Annotated in this window: 18 protein-coding genes; 7 read left to right on the plus strand and 11 right to left on the minus strand. The window is 64.1% G+C overall.

Annotation, left to right across the window (positions count from 1 at the left end):
- Nucleotides 1-62 precede the first annotated feature (62 nt).
- The 10 genes from ACREBX_RS18475 to ACREBX_RS18520 form a co-directional block, all read right to left on the minus strand.
- Nucleotides 63-965, minus strand: coding sequence for an ROK family protein (locus ACREBX_RS18475; RefSeq protein WP_431563198.1), 903 nt, complete (start codon nucleotides 963-965; stop codon nucleotides 63-65).
- A 27-nt stretch (nucleotides 966-992) separates the two neighbouring features.
- Nucleotides 993-2144, minus strand: coding sequence for a galactokinase (gene galK / locus ACREBX_RS18480; protein WP_431563199.1), 1152 nt, complete (start codon nucleotides 2142-2144; stop codon nucleotides 993-995).
- Nucleotides 2141-3166 (minus strand): UDP-glucose--hexose-1-phosphate uridylyltransferase, encoded by a 1026-nt coding sequence (locus ACREBX_RS18485; protein ID WP_431563200.1) that lies wholly within the window; start codon nucleotides 3164-3166, stop codon nucleotides 2141-2143. Before ACREBX_RS18485 ends, galK begins: the two co-directional genes overlap by 4 nt.
- On the minus strand, nucleotides 3163-4878 hold the full coding sequence (locus ACREBX_RS18490; RefSeq protein WP_431563201.1) for a glycoside hydrolase family 36 protein: 1716 nt from the start codon (nucleotides 4876-4878) through the stop codon (nucleotides 3163-3165). The genes ACREBX_RS18485 and ACREBX_RS18490 overlap by 4 nt, the downstream gene beginning before the upstream one ends.
- Nucleotides 4875-5855, minus strand: coding sequence for a Gfo/Idh/MocA family protein (locus ACREBX_RS18495; RefSeq protein ID WP_431563202.1), 981 nt, complete (start codon nucleotides 5853-5855; stop codon nucleotides 4875-4877). The genes ACREBX_RS18490 and ACREBX_RS18495 overlap by 4 nt, the downstream gene beginning before the upstream one ends.
- Nucleotides 5852-6886 (minus strand): zinc-binding dehydrogenase, encoded by a 1035-nt coding sequence (locus ACREBX_RS18500; protein WP_431563203.1) that lies wholly within the window; start codon nucleotides 6884-6886, stop codon nucleotides 5852-5854. Before ACREBX_RS18500 ends, ACREBX_RS18495 begins: the two co-directional genes overlap by 4 nt.
- Nucleotides 6886-8127, minus strand: coding sequence for an MFS transporter (locus ACREBX_RS18505; protein WP_431563204.1), 1242 nt, complete (start codon nucleotides 8125-8127; stop codon nucleotides 6886-6888). The genes ACREBX_RS18500 and ACREBX_RS18505 overlap by 1 nt, the downstream gene beginning before the upstream one ends.
- Nucleotides 8124-8921 carry a phytanoyl-CoA dioxygenase family protein gene (locus ACREBX_RS18510; RefSeq protein WP_431563205.1) on the minus strand — a complete coding sequence of 266 codons (798 nt, stop codon included), beginning with the start codon at nucleotides 8919-8921 and terminating at the stop codon, nucleotides 8124-8126. The genes ACREBX_RS18505 and ACREBX_RS18510 overlap by 4 nt, the downstream gene beginning before the upstream one ends.
- A 3-nt stretch (nucleotides 8922-8924) precedes the next feature.
- Nucleotides 8925-10193 (minus strand): glycerate kinase type-2 family protein, encoded by a 1269-nt coding sequence (locus tag ACREBX_RS18515; RefSeq protein ID WP_431563206.1) that lies wholly within the window; start codon nucleotides 10191-10193, stop codon nucleotides 8925-8927.
- A 124-nt stretch (nucleotides 10194-10317) separates the two neighbouring features.
- Nucleotides 10318-11223 carry a LysR substrate-binding domain-containing protein gene (locus ACREBX_RS18520; RefSeq protein WP_431563207.1) on the minus strand — a complete coding sequence of 302 codons (906 nt, stop codon included), beginning with the start codon at nucleotides 11221-11223 and terminating at the stop codon, nucleotides 10318-10320.
- Between the two features lie 151 nt (nucleotides 11224-11374).
- On the opposite strand from ACREBX_RS18520, the gene ACREBX_RS18525 reads away from it, so the two are divergent.
- From ACREBX_RS18525 to ACREBX_RS18540, 4 genes are read left to right on the plus strand one after another with little or no spacing between them, the layout of a single operon-like run.
- On the plus strand, nucleotides 11375-13960 hold the full coding sequence (locus ACREBX_RS18525) for a TonB-dependent receptor (protein ID WP_431563208.1): 2586 nt from the start codon (nucleotides 11375-11377) through the stop codon (nucleotides 13958-13960).
- A 21-nt stretch (nucleotides 13961-13981) separates the two neighbouring features.
- Entirely contained in the window at nucleotides 13982-15262 is a 1281-nt protein-coding gene (locus ACREBX_RS18530; protein ID WP_431563209.1) for an MGH1-like glycoside hydrolase domain-containing protein, read from the plus strand.
- 10 nt (nucleotides 15263-15272) lie between these two features.
- The gene (locus tag ACREBX_RS18535) at nucleotides 15273-16178 is read left to right on the plus strand and encodes a phytanoyl-CoA dioxygenase family protein (RefSeq protein ID WP_431563210.1); all 906 of its coding nucleotides are present in this window, start codon (nucleotides 15273-15275) and stop codon (nucleotides 16176-16178) included.
- Nucleotides 16172-17002 carry a phytanoyl-CoA dioxygenase family protein gene (locus ACREBX_RS18540; protein WP_431563211.1) on the plus strand — a complete coding sequence of 277 codons (831 nt, stop codon included), beginning with the start codon at nucleotides 16172-16174 and terminating at the stop codon, nucleotides 17000-17002. The genes ACREBX_RS18535 and ACREBX_RS18540 overlap by 7 nt, the downstream gene beginning before the upstream one ends.
- A 73-nt stretch (nucleotides 17003-17075) precedes the next feature.
- Here the strand turns inward: ACREBX_RS18540 and ACREBX_RS18545 are convergent, their stop codons facing one another.
- On the minus strand, nucleotides 17076-17870 hold the full coding sequence (locus ACREBX_RS18545; RefSeq protein WP_431563212.1) for a helix-turn-helix transcriptional regulator: 795 nt from the start codon (nucleotides 17868-17870) through the stop codon (nucleotides 17076-17078).
- Between the two features lie 100 nt (nucleotides 17871-17970).
- On the opposite strand from ACREBX_RS18545, the gene ACREBX_RS18550 reads away from it, so the two are divergent.
- From ACREBX_RS18550 to ACREBX_RS18560, 3 genes are read left to right on the plus strand one after another with little or no spacing between them, the layout of a single operon-like run.
- Nucleotides 17971-18738: a phytanoyl-CoA dioxygenase family protein gene (locus tag ACREBX_RS18550; protein ID WP_431563238.1), complete on the plus strand. Its 768-nt coding sequence runs from the start codon at nucleotides 17971-17973 to the stop codon at nucleotides 18736-18738.
- Nucleotides 18735-20174: a tannase/feruloyl esterase family alpha/beta hydrolase gene (locus tag ACREBX_RS18555; RefSeq protein ID WP_431563213.1), complete on the plus strand. Its 1440-nt coding sequence runs from the start codon at nucleotides 18735-18737 to the stop codon at nucleotides 20172-20174. The genes ACREBX_RS18550 and ACREBX_RS18555 overlap by 4 nt, the downstream gene beginning before the upstream one ends.
- Nucleotides 20175-20200: 26 nt before the next feature.
- Nucleotides 20201-21112 (plus strand): aldo/keto reductase, encoded by a 912-nt coding sequence (locus tag ACREBX_RS18560; protein WP_431563214.1) that lies wholly within the window; start codon nucleotides 20201-20203, stop codon nucleotides 21110-21112.
- The last annotated feature ends 7 nt before the right edge of the window (nucleotides 21113-21119 follow it).

The raw sequence follows: 21119 nt of genomic DNA on the forward strand, positions 1-21119 counted from the left end.
CGGGAGAACGCTTACGCCCCAGGGCTATTCGACGCCGATCGTCTGCAATTTTCGCGAACCGTTCATTGACGCTTGGCCCCGGCGCTATGCGGATGTCCCTCGACGAGCGTCAATGCGAGCGCGCCGAGCAGGCCAGCGCTATCGCCCAACGCGGGAGGTACGATCATCTCTTGGGGGCGACCCGCGAAATAGCCGGCCGCCGCTTCCACGGCCTCTGAGCGGATTCGGGCGAGCAAGCCCGGGCTTTCCATAACGCCGCCGCCCAGAATGATGCGTGCGGGTTCGAGTATCGCCTGAAAGGTCGCGATCGCGTGCGCCAGATACCAGGCAATGATCCGATGCCCGATATGGTCGGACGGCAGGTCCGATAGCGACGCCCCCCAACGCGCGATGATCGAAGGCCCGGCAGCGAGCCCTTCGAGACAGTCGCCGTGAAAGGGACAGGTCCCTTCGAACCCGGTGTCAGCGGGATGCCGCGGCATCCGGATATGCCCCATTTCGGGGTGGGTGACGCCGTGGACCAACTGCCCGCCGACGACTGCGCCGCCGCCGACACCGGTGCCGACGGTCAGATAGAGCGACGAATTGGTCGCTTGCCCCGCGCCCCACATCCATTCGGCGAGCGCCGCGCCATTGACGTCGGTGTTGATCGCGACGGGGCAGGTGAACGCGCGCGCAAAGGGGCCCGCGACATCGGCCATGCTCCAGTGCGGTTTCGTCGTGCGCGTGATATGGCCCCATTGCGGCGATGCGCGATCGAGATCGAGCGGACCAAAGCTTGCAATGCCGACCGCCGCATAATCGCCGCCCTGCTGTCGCAGCCAGTCTATCGCGGCGGGGATCGTCTCTTCGGGCCGCGTCGTGTCGATGCGCGTGCGCGCCTGAATCTGCCGCGACGCATCGCCGACGCCGACAATGAACTTGGTGCCGCCCGCTTCGATCAGCGCAATCTTACCGTCCATCATTTGAACGACCCCCTCCCTTATGCCAGCTCACAGAAAAGATGCGCCGGCATGGGCGCGTTCGACCATGATTGCCGGCGTGTTGCCGTCCGGCGTTCGATAGCCTGTTTCGACATGATCGATCACCGCCTGCGCCGCCTCCGCCTCGACCAGCGCGACGACCGCGCCGCCGAAGCCGCCGCCGGTCATGCGCGCACCGCCCCGACCGCCGATCGCGCGTTGCAATTCCGCCACCAGGTGATCGATCGCGGGCAGAGTGATCTCGAAATCGTCGCGCATCGAGACATGCGACGCCGCCATCAATTCGCCGAGCGCCACCAGATCGCCCCCCTCCATCGCCTGCGCGGCATCGAGCACCCGGACATTTTCGGTAACGACATGGCGCGCGCGGCGATAGGCTATTGGATCGAGGTCGGCGCGCGCGGCATCGAGTTCATCCAGCGACACGTCGCGCAGCGCTGCCGCGCCGAGCTGGCGCGCGACCGCCTCGCACTGCGCGCGGCGCTCATTATATTGCCCGTCGACGAGACCGCGGCTGATCCCCGAATGGACGATCAGGATCGCGGCGCCGGGCGGCAGCGCGACCGGGCGGATGTCGAGGCTGCGGCAATCGATCAGCAGCGCATGATCCAGTACACCGTGCGCCGAAGCAAGCTGGTCCATGTTGCCGCAGCGCATCCCGACGAAATCGCATTCGGCCGCTTGCGCCATCAACGCGATCTGCGTCGCACCGAAATGGCCCCGCGCGAACAATCCGCCGAGCGCCATCCCTGTCGCAACTGACAGCGACGCCGACGAAGACAGCCCAGACCCTTGCGGAATATCGCCCGCGACGACGATATCTGTACCGCCGAGGTCCACGCCGTGCGCCTGCATCGTTGCCGCCATGCCGCGAATATAGTTGGACCAAGGCTGATCGGGCGCGGGCGCGATCGGCCGCGACAGGTCGAATTCGCTGACGACATCGCCGAAATCGGCGGCGATCATCCGGACGACATTATCGAGACGTCGGCGCGCCGCGACGATGCTATGCTGGCCGATCGCGGCGGGGAGGACGAAGCCGTCGTTATAGTCGGTATGCTCGCCGATCAGGTTGACGCGCCCCGGCGCGCGCACCGCGATGTCGGGTGCGGCGCCGATCAACTCGCCGAACCGCGCGGTCGTCCGTTCGGCGAGCGTCATGCGCCGATCTCGACCGCGCGCAGCCGTTCGGCCGCCTGTTCGGGGGTCAGGTCGCGCTGCGCCTCGGCGAGCAGTTCATAGCCGACCATGAATTTGCGCACCGTCGCCGAACGCAGCAGCGGCGGATAGAAGTGCGCATGAAGCTGCCAATGGCGGACGTCACCGGCACCAAAAGGCGCGCCATGCCAGCCCATCGAATAGGGGAAGGGACAGCCAAACAGATTGTCGTAGCGCCGCGTGAGTTCGCGGAGCATCGCGGCGAGTGCGCGTCGCTGTTCGGCATCGAGGTCGGGCAGGCGCTGCGCGGCAAAGCGCGGTAACAGCAATGTCTCGAACGGCCATGCCGCCCAATAGGGGACGATCGCCAGCCACAGATCATGCTCGGCAACAACACGCGGGCCGTCGGCTTCGCGCTCGGCGAGTTCGGTCAGCATCGGCCTGGCGCCCGCCCAGCCGCGCTGGCCGGCCTCTTCGCGCGCGATCTCGTCGGGAACATGGCGCGTCGCCCAGACCTGTCCGTGCGGATGCGGGTTCGAACAGCCCATCATTTCGCCGCGATTCTCGAAGATCTGCACATGGGCGTGGGTTCTGCCAAGGTCCGCGCTTTGGTCGCACCAGCAATCGACGACCGCGGCAATCTCGTCCTCGTCGAGCGCAGGAAGTCCGCGCGCATGATCGGGCGAGAAGCAGATCACCCGGCTCGTCCCCGACGCTGCACCGGCCTGAAACAACGGGTCGGCCGTTTCGGGCGGTGCGGGCGTGTCGGGGAGCAGCGCCGCGAAATCATTGTCGAACACGAACGGCCCCGAATATTCGGGGTTCACCGAGCCGTTAGCACGCGTGTTGCCGGGGCAGAGATAGCAGGAAGGGTCGTGGCTTTCGGAGGGCGCCGCGGTCGCCTTGCCCTGCTCGCCCTGCCAGGGGCGTTTGGCGCGGTGCGGCGAGACCAATATCCACTCGCCGCGCAGCGGGTTGTAGCGCCGGTGCGGATGCTCGGCCGGGTCGAAGCGCGTATCGGTCACGGCCAGACCTTCCCTTGCCCGTCGACGCAGCGGCTCTCACCCGTCGCCGGGTCGAGCCGCAGTTCGAGCGTCGATCCGTCAACCAGCGTGGCGCGCTGGACGATCATTGCCTCGCCATTGCCGAGCGTGGGGTAACGGCACGAGCCGATATCGAGCGCGGCGATGCGGTCGAACAGCGCTGCGCGGTCGGCGGACAGCGTGTCGAGCGTGTCGCTCGTCATCAGCACTCCGCCCGACAGCCCGGCGAGCAACGCGAGGCTGCGCACCTGCGCGTCGCTGAGGTCGTGATAGCGGTCGCGCAGCAATATGCAGTCGGGATCGGCTTGCCACAGCCGGCCAGCGGCATGGTTGCGCGTCGCCTGGTCGCGCAGCAGGCTTTCAGCCGACTGGTCGCCCGACCATTTTACCCCGACGTCGCGCCCGATGCGGACTGCATCGACAAGGCCGACCGATGCCCACAGCGGACAACCGCAACCGAGCCACAGCGCGTCGCCGATCTCTTCGCGGACGACCGCCGCCATCTTGCGCCAGATTGCGATGCGCGATTGGCCAGCCTCGTGCCAGAGGGCGCGGTCGGGGCCATATTCGGCGCCGAAGAACATGAAATCGGTCTTGAAATAGCGCGCGCCCCAATCTTGCGCCCAGGTCCGGAACACTTGCCGAATCCACGCCTCGGCACCCGGATGGGTGATGTCGAGGACATAATATTCCTCGCTCCGCTTGTGCCAGCGGAACTCGCCGTAAAAGGCCATCTGGATCAAGGGTTCGCCCGTCGCCCTTTCGCGCACGACCCAATCGGGATGCTCGGCGAACAGCCTGCTGCGATTGCCGACCATGAAGGGCGCGATCCACAGACCGGGGGTGAAGCCCGCACCGGCGATCTCGCCGAGCAGCGGCGCCATGCCGCTTGGGAATTGCGGTTTGACGTCGAGCCAGTCGCCCATCTCGGGGGTGAAGCCATCGTCGATCAGGAAGATGTCGAGGCGGGTGCCGTGCGCGTCGCGATAAGCCGCTGCGGCGTCTAGATGCTCGCGGACATTCGCCTCGTCGATCGCGGCGTAGAGATTATACCATGAACACCAGCCGCTGATCCGTTTGGCGGGGATGCGCGGGGTGAACGGCGAGGCCGCGGCGACACGCTCCGACCAGCGGATGAGCGCGGCCTCGACATCGTCGTCGGCGTAAAGATAGAGCGGTTCGGCGGTGGTCGCACCCGTGCGGTCGAGCAAGGTTTCGACATCGATCGTCATCGCCTCGGCATTGCCGCCGAAGCGAAAGCGGTTCTGGAAACGATCGTGCCGATCGAAACCGAGCATTACCGCGCCCGGCGCCGCGCGCGGCACCAGTGCGGTCATCGCAAAGCCCAATGTCGGCTCCTTGCCCGGCGGCGCATCGCCCGCGGGCGTGCCGGGATCGGCAAAAAAACTGCCGTCCCAGCTGTGATAGCCGTTGCGAAGGTAGCGCTGCACCCCGCGCACTGCGCCGAAGCGCAAGCCGAGCGACAGCGGCGCGTCGCCAAGCCCGCACACCGAAATATCGAAGCGGAGCGCGTCACCCTCTTCGCCCACCGCGAGCGTGATCGTCCGCCCCTCATCGAGCGCCCATTCGATCCGGTCGGGTGCGCTATGCGTCACCCGATGCGGCGGCACCGCGCCGTCGAGCAGCGGCTGTACGTCGGCTAGCACAACGCCCTTGTTCGCGAACTGGGTCATCGGGTCAGCCGGATCTCGCGCCGCTCGTCGGCCGACTGCCGCGCGGCGAGCGCGAGCCGCAGCGAGGCGGCGCCTTCGGACAGCGGGATCGCGGGCGCGCCGCCAGCCGTGATCGCGCGGTGCACATCGGCGAGCTGCGCAACGAAGGGATCGGTCGGACCCGCAATCTCCTCGACCGCCGCCTCGCCGGCGGTCCGCGTCAGCACCGCGTCGTTCCAGCCCGTAAAGCGCCCGGTCATCCGTTCGGCATAGACCGCCCATTCCTTGTGCCAAACGCCCGGAACCGCGATGTTCGAGGCGTTGAGCGTCGCGATCCGCCCGTCGTCCCAGCCGAAGACGATCGCCGAAATATCTTCGATGTCATAGCCGGGCGTGTCGTGGTGCGCGAAATTTGCGCGGCGCGCGTAAACGCTGTCGGGCTCGCCCATCAGGTGGCGGATCAGGTCGACCTGGTGGATCACCTGCTCCAAGATCTGCCCGCCCGACTTCGCCTCCTCGCGCCACCAATCGGCATGGAGCGCGTTGCAATGATAGGCGCCGGCATAAAGACCGACCTGCCCGGTGTCGGCGTCTTTCCAGCGGCGCACCGCATCGCCGAAGCGGTACATGAAGCCGATCGCCGCGACGACGTCGGCCCTGCCGACTTCGGCGACCATCGCGTCGGCGGCTTGCTGATCGAGCGCGATCGGCTTTTCGACAAGCAGATGCACGCCAGCGCGGGCAACGCGCTCGATCTCGCCGCTGCGGTCAAAGGGGGGCAATGTCGCGATGACGAGGTCTAGACGCTCGTGCTGCAACATCAGGTCGAGGTCGATATAGCCGGCGGCGGCGCGATCGCCGGCAAACGCCCCTGTCCGCTCCGCATCGCGGCCGCAACAGGCGACGAGTTCCATTTGCTTCGGCAACTCGGCGACAGCGCCGGCATGGCGCGCGCCGATGCCCCCGCAACCGAGCAGTCCCACCCGCAGTTTCCTCATGTGTCGAACTCCAGCATCGCCTGCAGCATCCCCGGCGTCCCCGCGTCGAGCTGTTCGAATAGTTTCGGCGCCTCGGCAAAGGGCGCGCGATGCGTGATCAGCGGCAACAGGTCGAGCGTGCCGTCATGCTGCAATTCGACCGCGGCGCGCCACAGCCGCGGCTTCGACCAGCGATAGCTCGTATCGGGCGCAACGCCCGAAATCTGCGAGCAGATCAGCTGGATGCGGTTGAGGTGGAACTCTTCGCCCAGCCGCAGCCCGGCGATCGCGCCCTGGAAAAAGCCCATCGCAACGACACGCGCATTATAGGCGGCGGCGCGGATCGCTTCGCCGAGCGCCGGCGCCGCGCCCGACACCTCGATGCAGACATCGGCGCCGCGTCCGCTGGTCAGCCGCTTGATCTCTTCGGCGGCGCCCGCAGCGTCGATCGCGATATGCGCACCGTGGCGCAGCGCGATCGCACGCCGCGCCGCATCGGGATCGACCGCGATGATCCTTGCGCCCGACGCGCGCGCCGCCTGCGCGACGATCTGCCCAGGCACGCCGAGGCCGAAGACCGCCACACAATCGCCGATGCGGATCTGCGCGTCGTGGACGCCGTTGAGCGCCACCGCGCCGATGTGCGAGAAAATACCGATGCGGGGGTCGGCGTCCTCGGGAAGGAGCCGGTCGCGCACATAGTCGGCGGTCGCGACATGATGCGTCCGGTGGTTCCAGGTGCCGAACAGCCGTTGCCCGACGCGCAGGTCGGCCACCGCGCTCCCCACTTCGATAATCTCGCCCGATTCCTCATAGCCGAGGTTGCGCACCGGCCAGTCCCAGCTCGGCACATCGGCATCGACGAACAGCCGCTGCGCCTCATCGAAACGGCGGTGCATGAAGGGATTGGTGCCGCGATATTGCGTCAGCTCGGTGCCCGCGCTGATCCCCGAAAAAAGCGTGCGGATGCGAACATCCTGCGGCTCCAGCGGGGAATCCGCGGATTCCTCGAACTCCAAAACCCTCGGCGCCTTGAGAATCAGCGATTTCATCAGTGCGCATCCGCCGAATTGGCTTCGACCGCGCGAGCGATCGAGCGGCGCATGGAAAGGATCAGCACGACGGCAATGACATAAAACGCAGCCAGCGAGACCATCCCCCCTGCCATACCAATCGTTTCCGACGCCCAGGCGACGAACAACGGCGTCAGGCCCGCACCGAAAAAGCCGATCATCGTCATGGCACCTACGGCCGTCGCACGGGCGTGCTGGGGAACCACGTCGTGCATGGCTGCATATATACAGCCGTCGAACAATCCCTTGCCAAAGCTGGTGGCGACAAGCACCAAACCGACACCCGCGGCCGTCGTCATCGAGGTCAGCGGCAGCAGCAGCAGCGCGGCGAGCATCAGCCCGATGGCAAGGGTGTAAAAGCGCCCGAGCGGGGTGCGTTTCGCCAGCCAGTCCGCGACGAACCCGCCCAGCGGCACTGTCAGAAAGCCGGCAATGTTAATCGTCGCCGAGCCGACCAGAGCAGACCCCGCAAGGTCAAGACCCAGCGTGTCGTAGACATAAGTTGGCGCCCATACTGTCACGCCCGCCGCCGCGCCGTTCGCGAGGAAGAAAACGGCGCAAAGCAAAAGCGCGGGCTTGATACGCCAGACGACGCCCAATGGCTCGTCATTCACCGCCTTCGCCGTGGTGACAGGTGCATCGCGAAGCCAGCGGTAAAGGAGGAACGCGTGTGCCACGCCGACGGCGGCGAAGACCGCGAACGGAAGATGCCAGCTGAACTTGTCGGCAAGAAACCCGGCGAAGACAGCGCCGAGGCCGGCACCTGCAAACACACCGGTCTGGTGGAGTGATAGCGCACGGCCGCGCGACTTGGGCTGATGCCAATCCGAAATGAGCGCGGTCGCGGTCGGATAATAGGTCGCTTCACCCATCGCGACGAGCCCGCGAAAGGCGAGCAGCATGGCAAAACCGGTCGAGAGTGCGGTCAACCCGGTCGCCATACTCCAGAAAACAAGGCCATAAATGATAATGCGCGTACGCCGCACACTGTCTCCTACACGCCCAGAAAGGAACGCACAGAGCGCATAAATCCAGAAAAATAGGGAATTGAGAAGCGCCAACTCGGTGTTGGTCAACCCGAACTCAAGCTTGATTTGCGGCATCACCGCGATGAGGATCGAGCGATCGGCAGCGTTGAGAAACGCGACCAGCCAGAGCAGGCCAATCAGAATCCAGGGATAATCCCAGCTCTTGGCGCGTGGAGCCCTTTGCGTATTCACATCGGCGCCCAGTTTTCGCAGCCTCTGAAAGCCATATGCCGTCCCGCGTCCCAGGTGGGCAGAGGCCGGTAGTCGTTGACGTCTTCGACGCCCTTTCCGCGCAGCAGAAAGGCCGACGCCCAGGGGTCTTCGCTGACGATACGCGTGGTCGTGGGAATATAGCGGATCGTCAGGCCACAGCGGCGATATGCGGACGTGTTGGCGTTGGATCCATGAATGACGTTCGGATGATGAATCGACACGTCGCCGGCACGGAGCACGACATCGACCGCGGCGTCCTCATCGACGGCCGAGGTATTTATCCCCGAACCCAACACGTTCGCGACATCGTCGCGCCGTTCGAGATCTTGTAAACCGAGATGCTGCGAACCCGGAATCACTCTCAGACAGCCATTTTCCGGCGTTGAGTCGTCGATCGCCAGCCACAAGGAAATAACCTCCATCGGCTCAAGCGGCCAGTAGCTGCCGTCCTGATGCCACAGCACCGGCTGGCCGTCGCCCGCCGGTTTCGAGATATAGTGCGAGGCGAAAAGTGCGATGTCGGGTCCGATATACTGCTCGGCAATATCAAGCAGGCGCGGATCGCTGACCAGCCGCAACCAGAAGGGGTCGTCGCCAACAAGGCGCGTACCGAGATTTTCGGATCGGGTGTCCGGATTACGCGCGACAAGCCAATCGACGTGGCGACTGGCCTCCGCGATCAGGTCGGCATCGACGACATCCCGATAAATTGTATAGCCGCGCCGCTCGAAGTCGGCGTCCGATCCCTGCGTAAGTTTCGTCCGTCCAGCCATGGCCTATAATCCTTCGATTAAGATTGCTCGGAAGTCGTTGACGTTGGTCAGCGTGGGACCGGTAATCACCAGGTCTCCCAATTGCTCGAAGAAGCGGTATGCGTTGTTCGACGCCAGATACTCGACCGGGTCGAGCCCCGCCTGTCGCGCGCGCGCCAGCGTGTCGGGGCCGATCGTCGCGCCCGCCGCATCGTCGGTGCCATCAATGCCGTCGGTGTCGCACGCGATCGCGAAAATGCCCGGCTCCCCGTTCAGCGCGATCGCGAGGCCAAGCAGATATTCTAGGTTGCGGCCGCCGCGCCCTGCCTTGTTGGTGACGGTCACGGTGGTTTCGCCGCCGGAGATGATGACGCGCCGGCTGCCGTCCTTTGCCATACGGCGCGCGAGTGCGGCGTGGCTCGCACCCAGATGCCGCGCCTCGGCCTGCAACTGGTCGCCGAGGTTAGTGACCTGATAGCCTTGTGCCGCCGCAATCGCCTGCACCGCGGCGAGCGCATCGCGCGCCTTGGCGATGATCTGCGTCTCGCCGCCCGCGATGCCCAGCGCATCGGCAGCGGGCGTCTCGTTCGCCGGATCGTTCAGCGCCGCGGCGACCTCGGCCGACGGTTCGATGCCATATTTGGCGACGATGTCGCGCGCGTCCGACAGGCTGCTGAGGTCGGCGACCGTCGGCCCCGACGACACGAAGGACGGGTCGTCGCCCGGAATGTCCGAGATGATCCAGGTGGTGACATGCGCCGCGCCCGCGGCGATGGAAAGCCGCCCGCCCTTGATGCGCGACAGGTGCTTGCGCACGCAGTTGATCTCTTCGATCGTCGCGCCCGATTGCAGCAGCGCACGCGTGATCTGCTGCTTGTCGGCGAGGGTCAGGCCCGTCGCCGGCGCTGCGAGCAGCGCCGACCCGCCGCCCGACAAAAGCAGCAACAGATTGTCGCCGGCTTCCAGGCTGTCGGCGATCGCCAGCGCGCGCGCGGCGGCGATCAGGCTGTTCTCGTCGGGATAGGGGTGACCCGCCTCGATGATCTCGACGTCGGTCCATCGCGGCGCGGGGTCAGGCAGGTGGCCGTGGCGGGTGACGACCAGCCCTTTCAGCGGCTGCTCGGCGCGCGCCTGCGCGACGCGCATCATCTCGGCCGCAGCCTTTCCGACCGCGATCACCACCGTGCGTCCATGCGGAGAATGCGGGATTTTCCGGGGCATGGCGACCTCGGGCGTCACCGCGCGCACCGCCTCCCGGAACAGCGCAATCAGCCGATCGTGCTGGCAAGACATGCTCTCCTGTTCGGTATCGACGCTGATGACATCCTCCGTTTTTTATTTGTCCCGGGAGTTGAAGCAGAGGCGCCGCAGCGGCTAGCACCAGTTTTTGGAACACTCTGTTCCGGAACGGGCAACGCTATTCGATTTCCCACGAAAGTGTCGGACGGAGCGTCTCGGACAGATAGTCGATCAGCGAGCGGACGCGCACCGGGACGCCCTTTGGATCGGCGAACAGCGCATAGAAGGACATGTCGGGCGCCTGCCAGCCGGGCAGCACCTCGACCAGATTCCCTTCGGCGAGATCATTCTTGCAGAGGAAGGCGGGCAGCGTCGCGATGCCGAGTTCGGAGCGCACGGCGTGGCGCAGCAGGATCAGGTCGTTGCACACGAGTCGCGGTGAAAATTCGACCGTCACCTGCTCGGTGTCGGTGTGCAGCGGCCAGCGGTGCCGCCGGTCGACGGTGCCGATCGCGAGCAGGTCGAAGCGTGGCAGTTCGACATGATTTTGCGGCATGCCCTTGCGCTCGAAATAGCCCGGAGCGCCGAAGATGCCGCATTCGGTGACGCCGAGCTTGACCGCAACCAGCTCGGAATCGGCAAACGGGCCGACCGCTAGCGCAACGTCGAAACCAGAGCGGAGCAGCCCGACCGCATCGTCAGTCAGCACGCTGACGAGCCGCACGTCCGGATAAAGATCGAGGAAGCTCGCGAGCAGCGGACCGATCAGGCTTTGTCCCAGCACATAGGGGATCGCGATCTTGACGACGCCGCGCGGCACATTTTGCCGGTTCTGCAGGGCACGTTCGCCATCGCGCAGGACGCCGAGCGAGCGGAGGCAATATTCAAAGAACATCGCGCCGTCCTCGGTCACCGTTACCGACCGGGTGGAACGGTGGAGCAGTTGGACGCCGAGATTTTCTTCGAGCCTTGAAATGCGCCGGCTGACCGTCGATTTGGGAAGGCCAAGCGCCTGCCCGGCCTTGGTCAGACTTTCGGTCTCGACGATCTTCGAAAACACCTGCAGATCACCCAGATCGAGCATCGCATATCTCCCGTAATATTATTGCTTATCGTATCATTATCAGCAACACAGCGTTGCAACAATACGGGCTTTCATCCACGGCTATCCCCCTTCAGTTTTCACGACAACGGCCTGCAAAGGGCCTGGAAGATACCAATGGGAGGAGACCAGCATGACCATCCACCGCCGTTTTTCGGGCGATTTCCGCAGCTCGCTGCTGTGCGCGGCATCGCTTTCCGCCGCGCTTATCCCGCTCCAGGCCACGCAGGCGCAGGAAACCGACGCTTCGGTCGATGCGGCCGCGGCGAGTGATGATGCGGTCGCCGGCGATCAGGACACGATCATCGTCACCGGCACCAGCCGCGGCCGTATCGCGCTCGACACCCCGCTCGCCGTGACCTCGGTCGGCGAGGACGGGCTTGCTCGATTGGGCGTCAGCAGCCAGGCGGACATCCTCGCCAGCATCCCGACGATCAAGGCGGACGCCGGTGGCGGCGAAGTCGCCTCGAACGTGTTCGTGCGCGGCCTTCCGTCGGGCGGCCAATATCAGTTCACGCCGCTGATGTATGACGGCATCCCGGTCATGTCGACGTTCGGCCTGAACTCGTCGGCCTATGACGTTTATTACCGCAACGACCTCGGCATTTCGCGCCTCGAGTTCGTCCGCGGCGGTGTGTCGAACCTGTTCGGTCCCGGGTCGGTCGCCGGCCTGATCAACTATATCAGCAAGACCGGACGCGACGAACTCGAAGGCACGGCGCAGATCGAATGGGCCGAAAAGGGCCGCTATCGCGGCGACGCGACGATCAGCGGGCCGCTCGGCGAAAATCTGTTCTTCGCGCTGTCGGGCTTCTATCGCAAGGACGACGGCCCCCTCAAGACGGGGCTCGATACCGAGGGTTTCCAGATCCGCGGCAACCTGAAATATGAGTTTCCCGACAACAGCGGATCGATCACGCTTTACGGCCAATATATCGACGATCGGGCGCAATTCTTTCTGCCGGTCCCGCTCGACGGCACGACGCGCGGCCGCATCGCCGGTAACGATGGCAAGAAGGTGTATCAGTTGATGACGCCGGACGTCGCCGGGCTCGGTTTCAACACCCCCGACGGTGCCTTCACCACCGGCATTACCGACGGCGTGACGTCGAAGGGTGGCCAGATCGCGATCGCCTTCGACAAGGATTTCGGCGACAGCGGCTGGGGGATCAACGGCCGCGTCAAATATTCGGACTACAAGCACAAGTTCGGTCTGTGGTCGGACGGCGACGGGATCGTCAACGTCCCCGAGACGCTCGCGGCCTTCGTCTCCAACGCCGCGCGGCGCGGACAGATTCCCGAGCTGAACGGCATCTCCGCCGCCAATGCGACCTTCACCTATGTCGGCGGCGGTGCCGTGGCGCCAGGCGACATTGTCTTCGCCAACCGCTTCACCGACCGCAATCGCCCGATGCACGACCTCTCTGCCGAGGTGAACCTCACCAAGGAGGTGACGACCGGCAGCATCGAGCATAGCTTCACCCTCGGCGGCTTTTATGCCGACACGGTCGCACGCGACGTCAACGTGACGACCACCTTCCTCGGCGCGTTCAACAATCAGCCTCAGCTGATCAATCTGACCGTCACCAACCCCGTCACCAACGTCACGACGGTCATCTCGCGCGGCGGCCTGCTCAATGCCGGCGGCGGCTATGTCAACAACCGGCACCAGGCCGAGCGTTATGCGGTATATTTCGCCGACCAGATGCAGATCGGCGAGCGCTTCAACGTCGACATCGGCGGCCGCGTCGAACATTATAAGGGCGATATCAGCCGCGAGCGGACGTCGACGACGATCACCGACGCAACGACGCCGAACCTGTCGACATCGCTGCGCGATGTGATCTGGGGGAACGACGGCTATCTGACCGGTGAGGTCTCGACCACCGAATGGGCCTTGGCGGCCGGCGCGCTTTACAAGCTCACCGACGACGTCAGCCTCTATCTCAACGCCAGCCGCGGCTATTTCTTCCCCGAGGTTCGCGCGGTCGGTTTCCTGCCGCTGCCCGCCGGGACCGCGGCCAACGCCAGCCTGTCACCCGGGACCGCAACCTATGAAGGCGAAATCATCAAGCAGGTCCAGGGCGGCATCAAGGTCAGCCAGCCCGCCTTCAGCCTCGAAGCGTCGGCGTTCTACACCAACCTGAAAAACCGCCGCCAGGTGCTGTTCGTCAACGCGCCGGGGGGTGGTTTCCAGGAACTCGTCAACCTCGTCGCCACCGAATCCTATGGCGTCGAGGCGGTGTTCGATCTGAAACTGCTGACCAATTTGCGCTTCAACGGCAACCTCACGATCCAGAAAGCGAAATATACCGAGTTCCAGGCCAATGTCGGCGGCGTCCCGACGTCGAACCCGGCGATCATCGGCAACGATCTCGAGCGTCAGCCGCAGATTTTGTATAACGCCGGGCTCTATTATGACGACGGCGCGCTCGATGTGTCCTTCTTCACCAACTACACCGGCGACAATTTCACCGCGTCGAACAACGCGATCAAGCTCGACGGGTGGAATATCGTCAATCTCGACGCCGGCTATACCGTCCCCCTCGGCAACAAAAGCCTGCGCCTGGGCGTCAACGTGTTCAATCTGTTCGACACCGACGCGACCACCGAGGGTTCGCCGCGTCTCGACAATAACCAGACGGTCGGCGGTGCCTATTTTGTCGGCCGTCCGGTCCTGCCGCGCCGCATCACGGCGCGGGCTACCTTCAACTTCTGATAGAAAACGGGCATCCGCGACATGACAATTGACAAGCTTGACGCGGGTGCCCGCGCCATCCTGACTGCCAACGACCGGGGCGGCTACACCGTCCCTAACGGCCAAGTCTATCCGTTCCAATGGAACTGGGATTCGGCTTTCGTCGCCCTCGGCTTCGACACTTATAACCGCGACCGGGCATGGACAGAGGTCGAAACCCTGTTCAACGCGCAGTGGGATGACGGCTTCCTGCCGCATATCGTTTTCTGGCAGGACGATCCCGGCTATTTCCCCGGCCCGTCGGTCTGGGCAACCGGCAAGACCCCGGTGACATCGGGCATCACCCAGCCCCCCGTCGCCGCGACGGTCGTGCGTAAATTGTGGGACAGTGCGATCGCGGCCAGTGCCGATGACGCCTATCGCCTTCGCCTCGAAAGCCTGTTCGACAAACTGATCGCCTGGCATCGCTGGTTCCGCGACTATCGCGACCCCGATGGTCGCGGGGTCGTCGTCGCGATGCACCCGTGGGAAACCGGCCGCGACAATTCGCCCGAATGGGACGCGCCTGGCGAGCCGATCGATATTTCGGGCGTCGGTGAATATACGCGCCGCGATACCGGCCATCTCGACGCCAAGATGCGCCCGACCAAACTCGAATATGACCGCTATCTGGCGCTCGTCCAATATGGCGTCGCGCAGGGCTGGGACCATGCAAAAATCACCGCGGGCAATCCGTTCAAGGTCGCCGACATCGGCATGTCGATGATCCTGCTGCGCGCCAACCGCGACCTCCTGCACCTCGCCGAATATCTTGGCCGCGGTTCTGAAGCCGACGAATTGCGCCAGATGATCGACACGGCGGAGGCGGGTATCGGCTGGCTATGGGACGACGCCAAGCACAGCTGGTGTTCGCGCGATCTTCTCACCGGGCGCTCGTCGGGCTTTATCACCAGCGCCTCCTTCCTCAGCTTTTATGCCGGTCTCGCCGACCCCGCGAAGGATGCCGCGATGCTCGCGCATCTCCACCGTATCGGCAGCAAGGTCGAATATCTGATGCCCAGCCTCGATCCCGAGGACCCTGGCTTCCAGATGATCCGTTACTGGCGCGGCCCGGTCTGGGCCGTGGTCAATTTCATGATCGGCACCGGGCTCGCCGAAGCCGGCTTCGACGCCGAAGCCGCACGGGTCCGGCACGACACGCTCGCGCTGATGGAACGCAACGGATATTACGAAGCCTATAGCCCCGTCGACGGGTCGGGCAGCGGCGGCGATGATTTTTCGTGGACCGCGGCAATCTGGCTCGCCTGGTCCGCCGATCGATAGGATGCCCCCGATGCTTTATTCCAGTCATGATATCTCTTCGCCCGCGGTGTCGCATCCCGAGGCCAGCGTCCCGACCGAACTCGACGAATATCTGTTCGACCTGAATGGCTTCTTGCTGCTGAAGGCCGTGCTGTCGCCGGCAGAGGTCGCCGAGGCCAACGCCCGGATCGACGCGATCCCGCGGGATCTGCCGCGCGGCGCTTGGCATGACTGGGTCCAGCGCGAGGACCATCCCGAGCATCGCGGCACCAGCTATCAGCAGGTGTATGAGCTCGGCGGCGTGTTCGAACGGATGATCGATCACCCGCGATATCTGAACTATCTGCTCCGTTTCATCGGCGGCCACGACACGCATGACCACTATCATGGGCCAACCGCGATCGACGAGAATTTCTTTACGATCCGCGGCCCCGGCGAAGCGATTCCGGTGCATTCGGGCGGCCATGAACTGTGCAGCCGTACCGGTTATCGCTATCATAACGGCCGCTTCCTGTGCGGCGAGATCAACATACTCACCGCCTTCACCAATATCGGCCCGGGCGACGGCGCGACGATGGTCATCCCCGGATCGCACAAATCGAACATGATCCACCCGGCGTTCCTGCGCCGCGATCGCGTGCAGGAATGGTCGAACGACGGCGGCGGATCGGCCGATGGCGTCGAGGGCGCGATCGAGGTGCACATGCGCGCCGGTGACATGCTGTTGTTCGTCGATGCGTTGTGTCACGGCTCCGCCAGGCGATCAAACGCGGGCGAACGCCGGATCAGCGTCTATCGCTATGGCTCGGGGTGGAACCGCACCCGATTCGGCCACCAGCCGTCGCCCGAGATGCTGGCGCGCGCCAATCCGGTTGCACGCAAGATCATCCAGCCGCGCGATCCGATCCGCCCGCCGGGAACGCCGGCGCGATGGTGACCGACGACCTCGACGCGCCCTACTCCCTCGCGTCGGGCGATCTCGCGGCGTTTCGCGAAAAGGGCTATATCAAGCTCAGGAACGTGCTCTCCGCCGAAACACTGAAACATTATGGCGAAGAGATCTCCCGGCTGGTGATCGCGCTCAACCGCAACGAGATACCGCTGGCGGAACGTACCACCTATGGCAGGGCATTTCTCCAAGTGGGAAATCTATGGCGGCACAGCGCCCTCGTCGAAACGTTCGTCAGGAGCAAGCGCCTCGCCCGGATCGCCGCTGATTTGCTCGAAGTCTCCGGCGTGCGCCTTTATCACGACCAGGCGCTTTATAAGGAGCCGGGCGGCGGCATCACGCCATGGCATGCCGATCAATATTATTGGCCCTTTGCCACCGATCGCGCGGTGACCCTGTGGGTCCCGCTCCAGCAAACGCCGGTCGAAATGGGAGCGTTGAGTTTTTGCGAAGGAAGTCACGGCCTCGATCTGGAACGCGGCCTCGAGATCAGCGACGAGAGCGAGGCTCGGATAAGCAAAGATGTGATTGGCGCCGGCCTGCAAATCGATGAAAGCGCTTTCGATCTGGGTGAGGTCAGTTATCATCTCGGCTGGACCTTCCATCGCGCGGGGCCCAATGGCGCCGACCGGGCGCGCGGCGTGATGACCATGATCTATATTGATGCGGACATGACACTCGCCGCACCAACCAACCAGAATCAGCAATCTGACTGGGAGCGCTGGATGCCGGGAATCGGGATCGGCGAGCGCATCGATACGCCGCAAAATCCGATACTGTTCCACAGACCTTTTCGGAGCATTGGAAAATGAAGCGGGCGACAGCCCGCAAAGCCATCGCCGCCCGTTTTTTGCCCAAGCGCCTGGAACGAGCCAGCCTCAACCGTCAGCGATCGGGATCGACCGACGCCGCTCCAAGCGCCGCGCGCCGGATCGCGGTCGGGCTCGCGCCGAGCAAACGGCGGACAGTCTTGTTGAAATGATAGGGGTCGGGAATGCCCGACCGCTCCGCGACGCGCCAGATCGGCAGGTCGGTCGATTCGAGCAGGAACCGCGCATGTTCGGCGCGGCGCTGTAACAACCGATGCGGAATGGTCGTACCGAAGCGGCTGCGGAAGAGCCGCGCCAGATAGGCAGGCGAGCGTCCCGCAGCAGCAGCAATTTCGCGTGCGCCGAGAGGCTGATCGAAGTGACGATCGATAAAGGCGGCGGCGCGAGCGGCGGCATCATCCTCGGGCAACGGATTGGTGCGGCGCGCCAGCGTCAGCAGCAGTTCCTGCGCCGCAAGCCGCGTCGCGATGTGTGCGATGGGATCGCTCGCCGTCGCGAACAGGCCGCTGACATGGGCAAAACGTTCGCGCAGCGCGCCGCACCCGGACAGGTGAAGCGCGACGGGTGCCCACACTCCGTCCCCCTTCATGGGCTCGATATGGATACACCAATGCTGACCCGGCGTATCGAGATCATAGCTGGACGGCAGGCCCGTCGGGCTGAACGTGACGTCGCCCGGCGCGATCCGGATCAATTCGCCGGCAAGCTGCATCCGGCCGGTATAGGCGTGCAGGTGGAATGCGTGGGTCCGTCCCCTGTGGATGGTCGCAAAATTCCGATCGCTCAGCGTGAATTGCCCGGCAACCGCGATGCGCGGCAGCTCTTCCAGAGGTAAATCCCAAGTCATCATGTTCGTTTTTTTACCACAACCTCGCGCATCCGCCAATTGCAGCCGCAATATGGAAACGGCAGGATAGCTCCAGATCGAAACCGGGAGGATTTCAGTGGCGATGCTGACCGAAGAGCAAAAGAATTTTTATGACGACCAAGGCTATGTCCTGGTTCGAGGCATGTTCAGCGCCGAGGAAGCCGCGGCGCTGCGCGCCGAAATGCACGCCATCGCGGCCCGCGGCGACACTGGTGATACCAGCAGCGATGCGACATGGGACAGTGTCCGCGGCGAAGGCACGACGATCGCCCATTGCCACGACGTTCACTTCCGTTCGGCGATGGTGACGCGGCTGCTCACCGATCCGCGGCTGACCGGTGTTGCGCAGGATATCATCGGCCCGAATGTGCAGCTCCACCACAACAAGATGTTCATCAAGCCGCCCGAAAAGGGTTCGCCCTTCCCGATGCATCAGGATTTCCCCTATTTTCCCCATCGCGACCATTCGATGATCGCGGTCATCCTGCACTTCGACGATGCGCCCGAAGAAAAGGGCTGCCTGTGCGTCTACCCCGGATCGCACAAGCTCGGCCCGCTGCCGTCAGAGGGCACGGATCATCATGTCTCGACCGAACGCTACCCGATCGAAGGCGCGACGGCCCTTCCGGCAAAGGCGGGCGATGCGCTCTTCTTCCACTATTTGACGATCCACGGATCGGGCGTGAACCGATCGAACGAACCGCGGACAACCTTGCTGATCCAGCTTCGCGACCCAGAGGACGTACCGCTAAACAACCGCCACGCGTCGCGCGGCCAAGGCATGATGCTCGCGGGCATCGATCCGGCGGCCAAGCCCTTCACTTTCGCCTGGGAAGAACAAAGCGCATGAACAGCGGCAACTCGCCGTCCAGTCGTGGCCAGACACTGCGGGAGCTTGCCCTGCCCGGTATCACCATCGAAGTTGCTGAATCGATTTCCGGCAGTTTTCCCGACTATGACGGAAGTTTGCTTCCCATCGCATCTGTCTTCCGCGTGCGCGGCGTTGCGCGGCTGACGCCGGGCTCGTGCATCACCTTTGAATTGTGGCTGCCCGAAAATGGCTGGGACGGGCGCTACTACCAGCTCGGCAATGGCGGCTTTGCCGGGAATATCAACTATTCCTCACTCGCCCTATATAGTGCGCGCGGTAACGCCGTCGCTGTCACTGATACCGGCCATGGCGGCGGCGGCGGCAGCGGTTTCGACGCCCGCTGGGCGACGGGCCAGCCCGAAGCCGTCATTGATTATGGACACCGCTCGATCAAAGTGACGTCCGACGCCTGTGCCGCGCTGATCCGATTCTTTTTCGATCGTCCGGCGGCGCACCGTTATTATGTCGGTTGTTCGAATGGCGGCCGTCAGGCGCTGATGGCGGCGCAACGCTATCCCGACGACTGGGATGGCATTGTTGCCGTCGCCCCCGCCAATTGCTGGACACGCCAACTCACGCTTCTCGCCGAGTTGCAGCATCATCTCTGGTCGGTGCCGGGAGCGTGGGTGCCACCGGCCAAACTACCCGCGATTCAGCGCGCCGCCCTTGCCGCCTGTCCGCCGGACACGGTGCACGATCGGGTGGCGGACAACCCCGAACTCTGCGTCTTTGATCCTGCGCAAATGATAGGAGACAGCGAGGAACGCGACGACTGCCTGACCGCCGCACAGGCTGATAGTGTACGTCGCATCATGGCGGCGGGGTATGACCCAACGACAGCGGCGGTCCCGGACAATTGGAGTATGCTGATCGTCAATCCTGATCCCGAAGCGCCGTCGCAACGGATATTCGCCACGCAGGCGTTCCGCCACCTGCTCGGCAACGATCCGTTATGGAACATTGCTGATTTCGACGCGGCGCGCGACATCGCTGATGCCACGATGTGCGCCACGCTCGATGCCGTCGGCTCCTATGACCGGTTTCGCGAACGCGGTGGGCGGATCATCTCCGCTTTCGGGTGGGCCGATGCGCTGATCTCGCCCGTCGCCGGACTCGACTCTTACCGCCGCTTGGTTTCCGAAACCGGTGGCGCAGAAGCAACACAGGCGTTTTACAGGTTGTTCATGGTGCCGGGCATGATGCACTGCCAAGGTGGACCGGGGCCGGATTGTTTCGGGCAATCCGTCTTGGCGCCGGCGCGGCAAGATGATCGTCGCCATAGCATCTGTCGCGCCATCGAAGCCTGGGTCGAGGACGATCTTGCTCCTGATGAACTGGTCGCGGCGCGCTATGTCGATGGCGATCGGGCAAAGGGCGTAGTGGGCACCCGCATCCTGTATCCAGAAAACGGATAGGCCATTTTCCATATAAAAAGGGTCGCATGACACGTCTCCTCAAACCCCTCCGTTCCCGCCCTTTGGGTAATTCCGGCCCGATGGTCAGTGCGCTCGCTTGGGGAATGATGCGCTTTCACGGGGATGATGTGCCCGCCGCCCGCGCGCTCGTCGATGCGGTTCTCGCGACGGGAATCACACTGTTCGACACGGCCGATATATATGGCCGTGTCCATGGGGAAGACCGCAAAGCTGAAACCCTGCTGGGGCAGGTGTTCAGCGAAGACCGGTCGTTGCGCGACAGGATCGTCCTTGCAACCAAGGGCGGGATCGTCAGCGACGTGCCCTATGACAGCAGCGCTACTCATATCGAGGCGGCAATCGACGTGTCGCTCAAACGACTGCAAGTCGATCGCGTCGATTTATGGCAGATCCACCGCCCGGACATCCTGACTCACCCAAGCGAAATCGCACGGGCGCTGGACAAGGCTCACGCGCTTGGCAAGATCGCCGCGGTTGGCGTGTCAAATTACACCGTGGCCCAGACCGAGGCGCTACGACTTGCGCTCCCACACGATCTGAAACTTACGAGCATCCAGCCGGAATTTTCAGCGTTGCAGCGCGATCCCATCGAAACCGGCTTGCTCGATGCCGCGTTGGTAAACGACTATGCGGTTCTCGCCTGGTCACCCCTCGCAGGTGGGCGCGTGGCGACTCCTGGCGATGACCGTGAACATGCCGTGGCCGCAGCGCTCGACGTTGTCGCGAACGAGCAAGGTACGTCGCGGTCTGCCGTCGCCTTATCGTGGATCATGGCCCATCCCGCCCGTCCAATTCCGATCATCGGATCGCAAACACCGGCCCGGATTGCCGACTGCGCCGATGCCCTGCACGTCGAATGGACGCGCGCGGACTGGTATGATGTGCTGGCGGCGTCGCGTGGCGAGAAGTTGCCTTAGGTGGTGT

Source organism: Sphingopyxis sp. (assembly GCF_050725655.1).
Taxonomy (GTDB): domain Bacteria; phylum Pseudomonadota; class Alphaproteobacteria; order Sphingomonadales; family Sphingomonadaceae; genus Sphingopyxis.

Excerpts from the sequence above, each read along its gene's own strand:
- ACREBX_RS18475 (WP_431563198.1), bottom strand. The coding sequence starts at position 965 with ATGATGGACGGTAAGATTGCGCTGATCGAAGCGGGCGGCACCAAGTTC.
- galK (WP_431563199.1), bottom strand. The coding sequence starts at position 2,144 with ATGACGCTCGCCGAACGGACGACCGCGCGGTTCGGCGAGTTGATCGGC.
- ACREBX_RS18490 (WP_431563201.1), bottom strand. The coding sequence starts at position 4,878 with ATGACCCAGTTCGCGAACAAGGGCGTTGTGCTAGCCGACGTACAGCCG.
- ACREBX_RS18495 (WP_431563202.1), bottom strand. The coding sequence starts at position 5,855 with ATGAGGAAACTGCGGGTGGGACTGCTCGGTTGCGGGGGCATCGGCGCG.
- ACREBX_RS18500 (WP_431563203.1), bottom strand. The coding sequence starts at position 6,886 with ATGAAATCGCTGATTCTCAAGGCGCCGAGGGTTTTGGAGTTCGAGGAA.
- ACREBX_RS18510 (WP_431563205.1), bottom strand. The coding sequence starts at position 8,921 with ATGGCTGGACGGACGAAACTTACGCAGGGATCGGACGCCGACTTCGAG.
- ACREBX_RS18515 (WP_431563206.1), bottom strand. The coding sequence starts at position 10,193 with ATGTCTTGCCAGCACGATCGGCTGATTGCGCTGTTCCGGGAGGCGGTG.
- ACREBX_RS18520 (WP_431563207.1), bottom strand. The coding sequence starts at position 11,223 with ATGCTCGATCTGGGTGATCTGCAGGTGTTTTCGAAGATCGTCGAGACC.
- ACREBX_RS18525 (WP_431563208.1), top strand. The coding sequence starts at position 11,375 with ATGACCATCCACCGCCGTTTTTCGGGCGATTTCCGCAGCTCGCTGCTG.
- ACREBX_RS18530 (WP_431563209.1), top strand. The coding sequence starts at position 13,982 with ATGACAATTGACAAGCTTGACGCGGGTGCCCGCGCCATCCTGACTGCC.
- ACREBX_RS18535 (WP_431563210.1), top strand. The coding sequence starts at position 15,273 with ATGCTTTATTCCAGTCATGATATCTCTTCGCCCGCGGTGTCGCATCCC.
- ACREBX_RS18540 (WP_431563211.1), top strand. The coding sequence starts at position 16,172 with ATGGTGACCGACGACCTCGACGCGCCCTACTCCCTCGCGTCGGGCGAT.
- ACREBX_RS18545 (WP_431563212.1), bottom strand. The coding sequence starts at position 17,870 with ATGATGACTTGGGATTTACCTCTGGAAGAGCTGCCGCGCATCGCGGTT.
- ACREBX_RS18550 (WP_431563238.1), top strand. The coding sequence starts at position 17,971 with ATGCTGACCGAAGAGCAAAAGAATTTTTATGACGACCAAGGCTATGTC.
- ACREBX_RS18555 (WP_431563213.1), top strand. The coding sequence starts at position 18,735 with ATGAACAGCGGCAACTCGCCGTCCAGTCGTGGCCAGACACTGCGGGAG.
- ACREBX_RS18560 (WP_431563214.1), top strand. The coding sequence starts at position 20,201 with ATGACACGTCTCCTCAAACCCCTCCGTTCCCGCCCTTTGGGTAATTCC.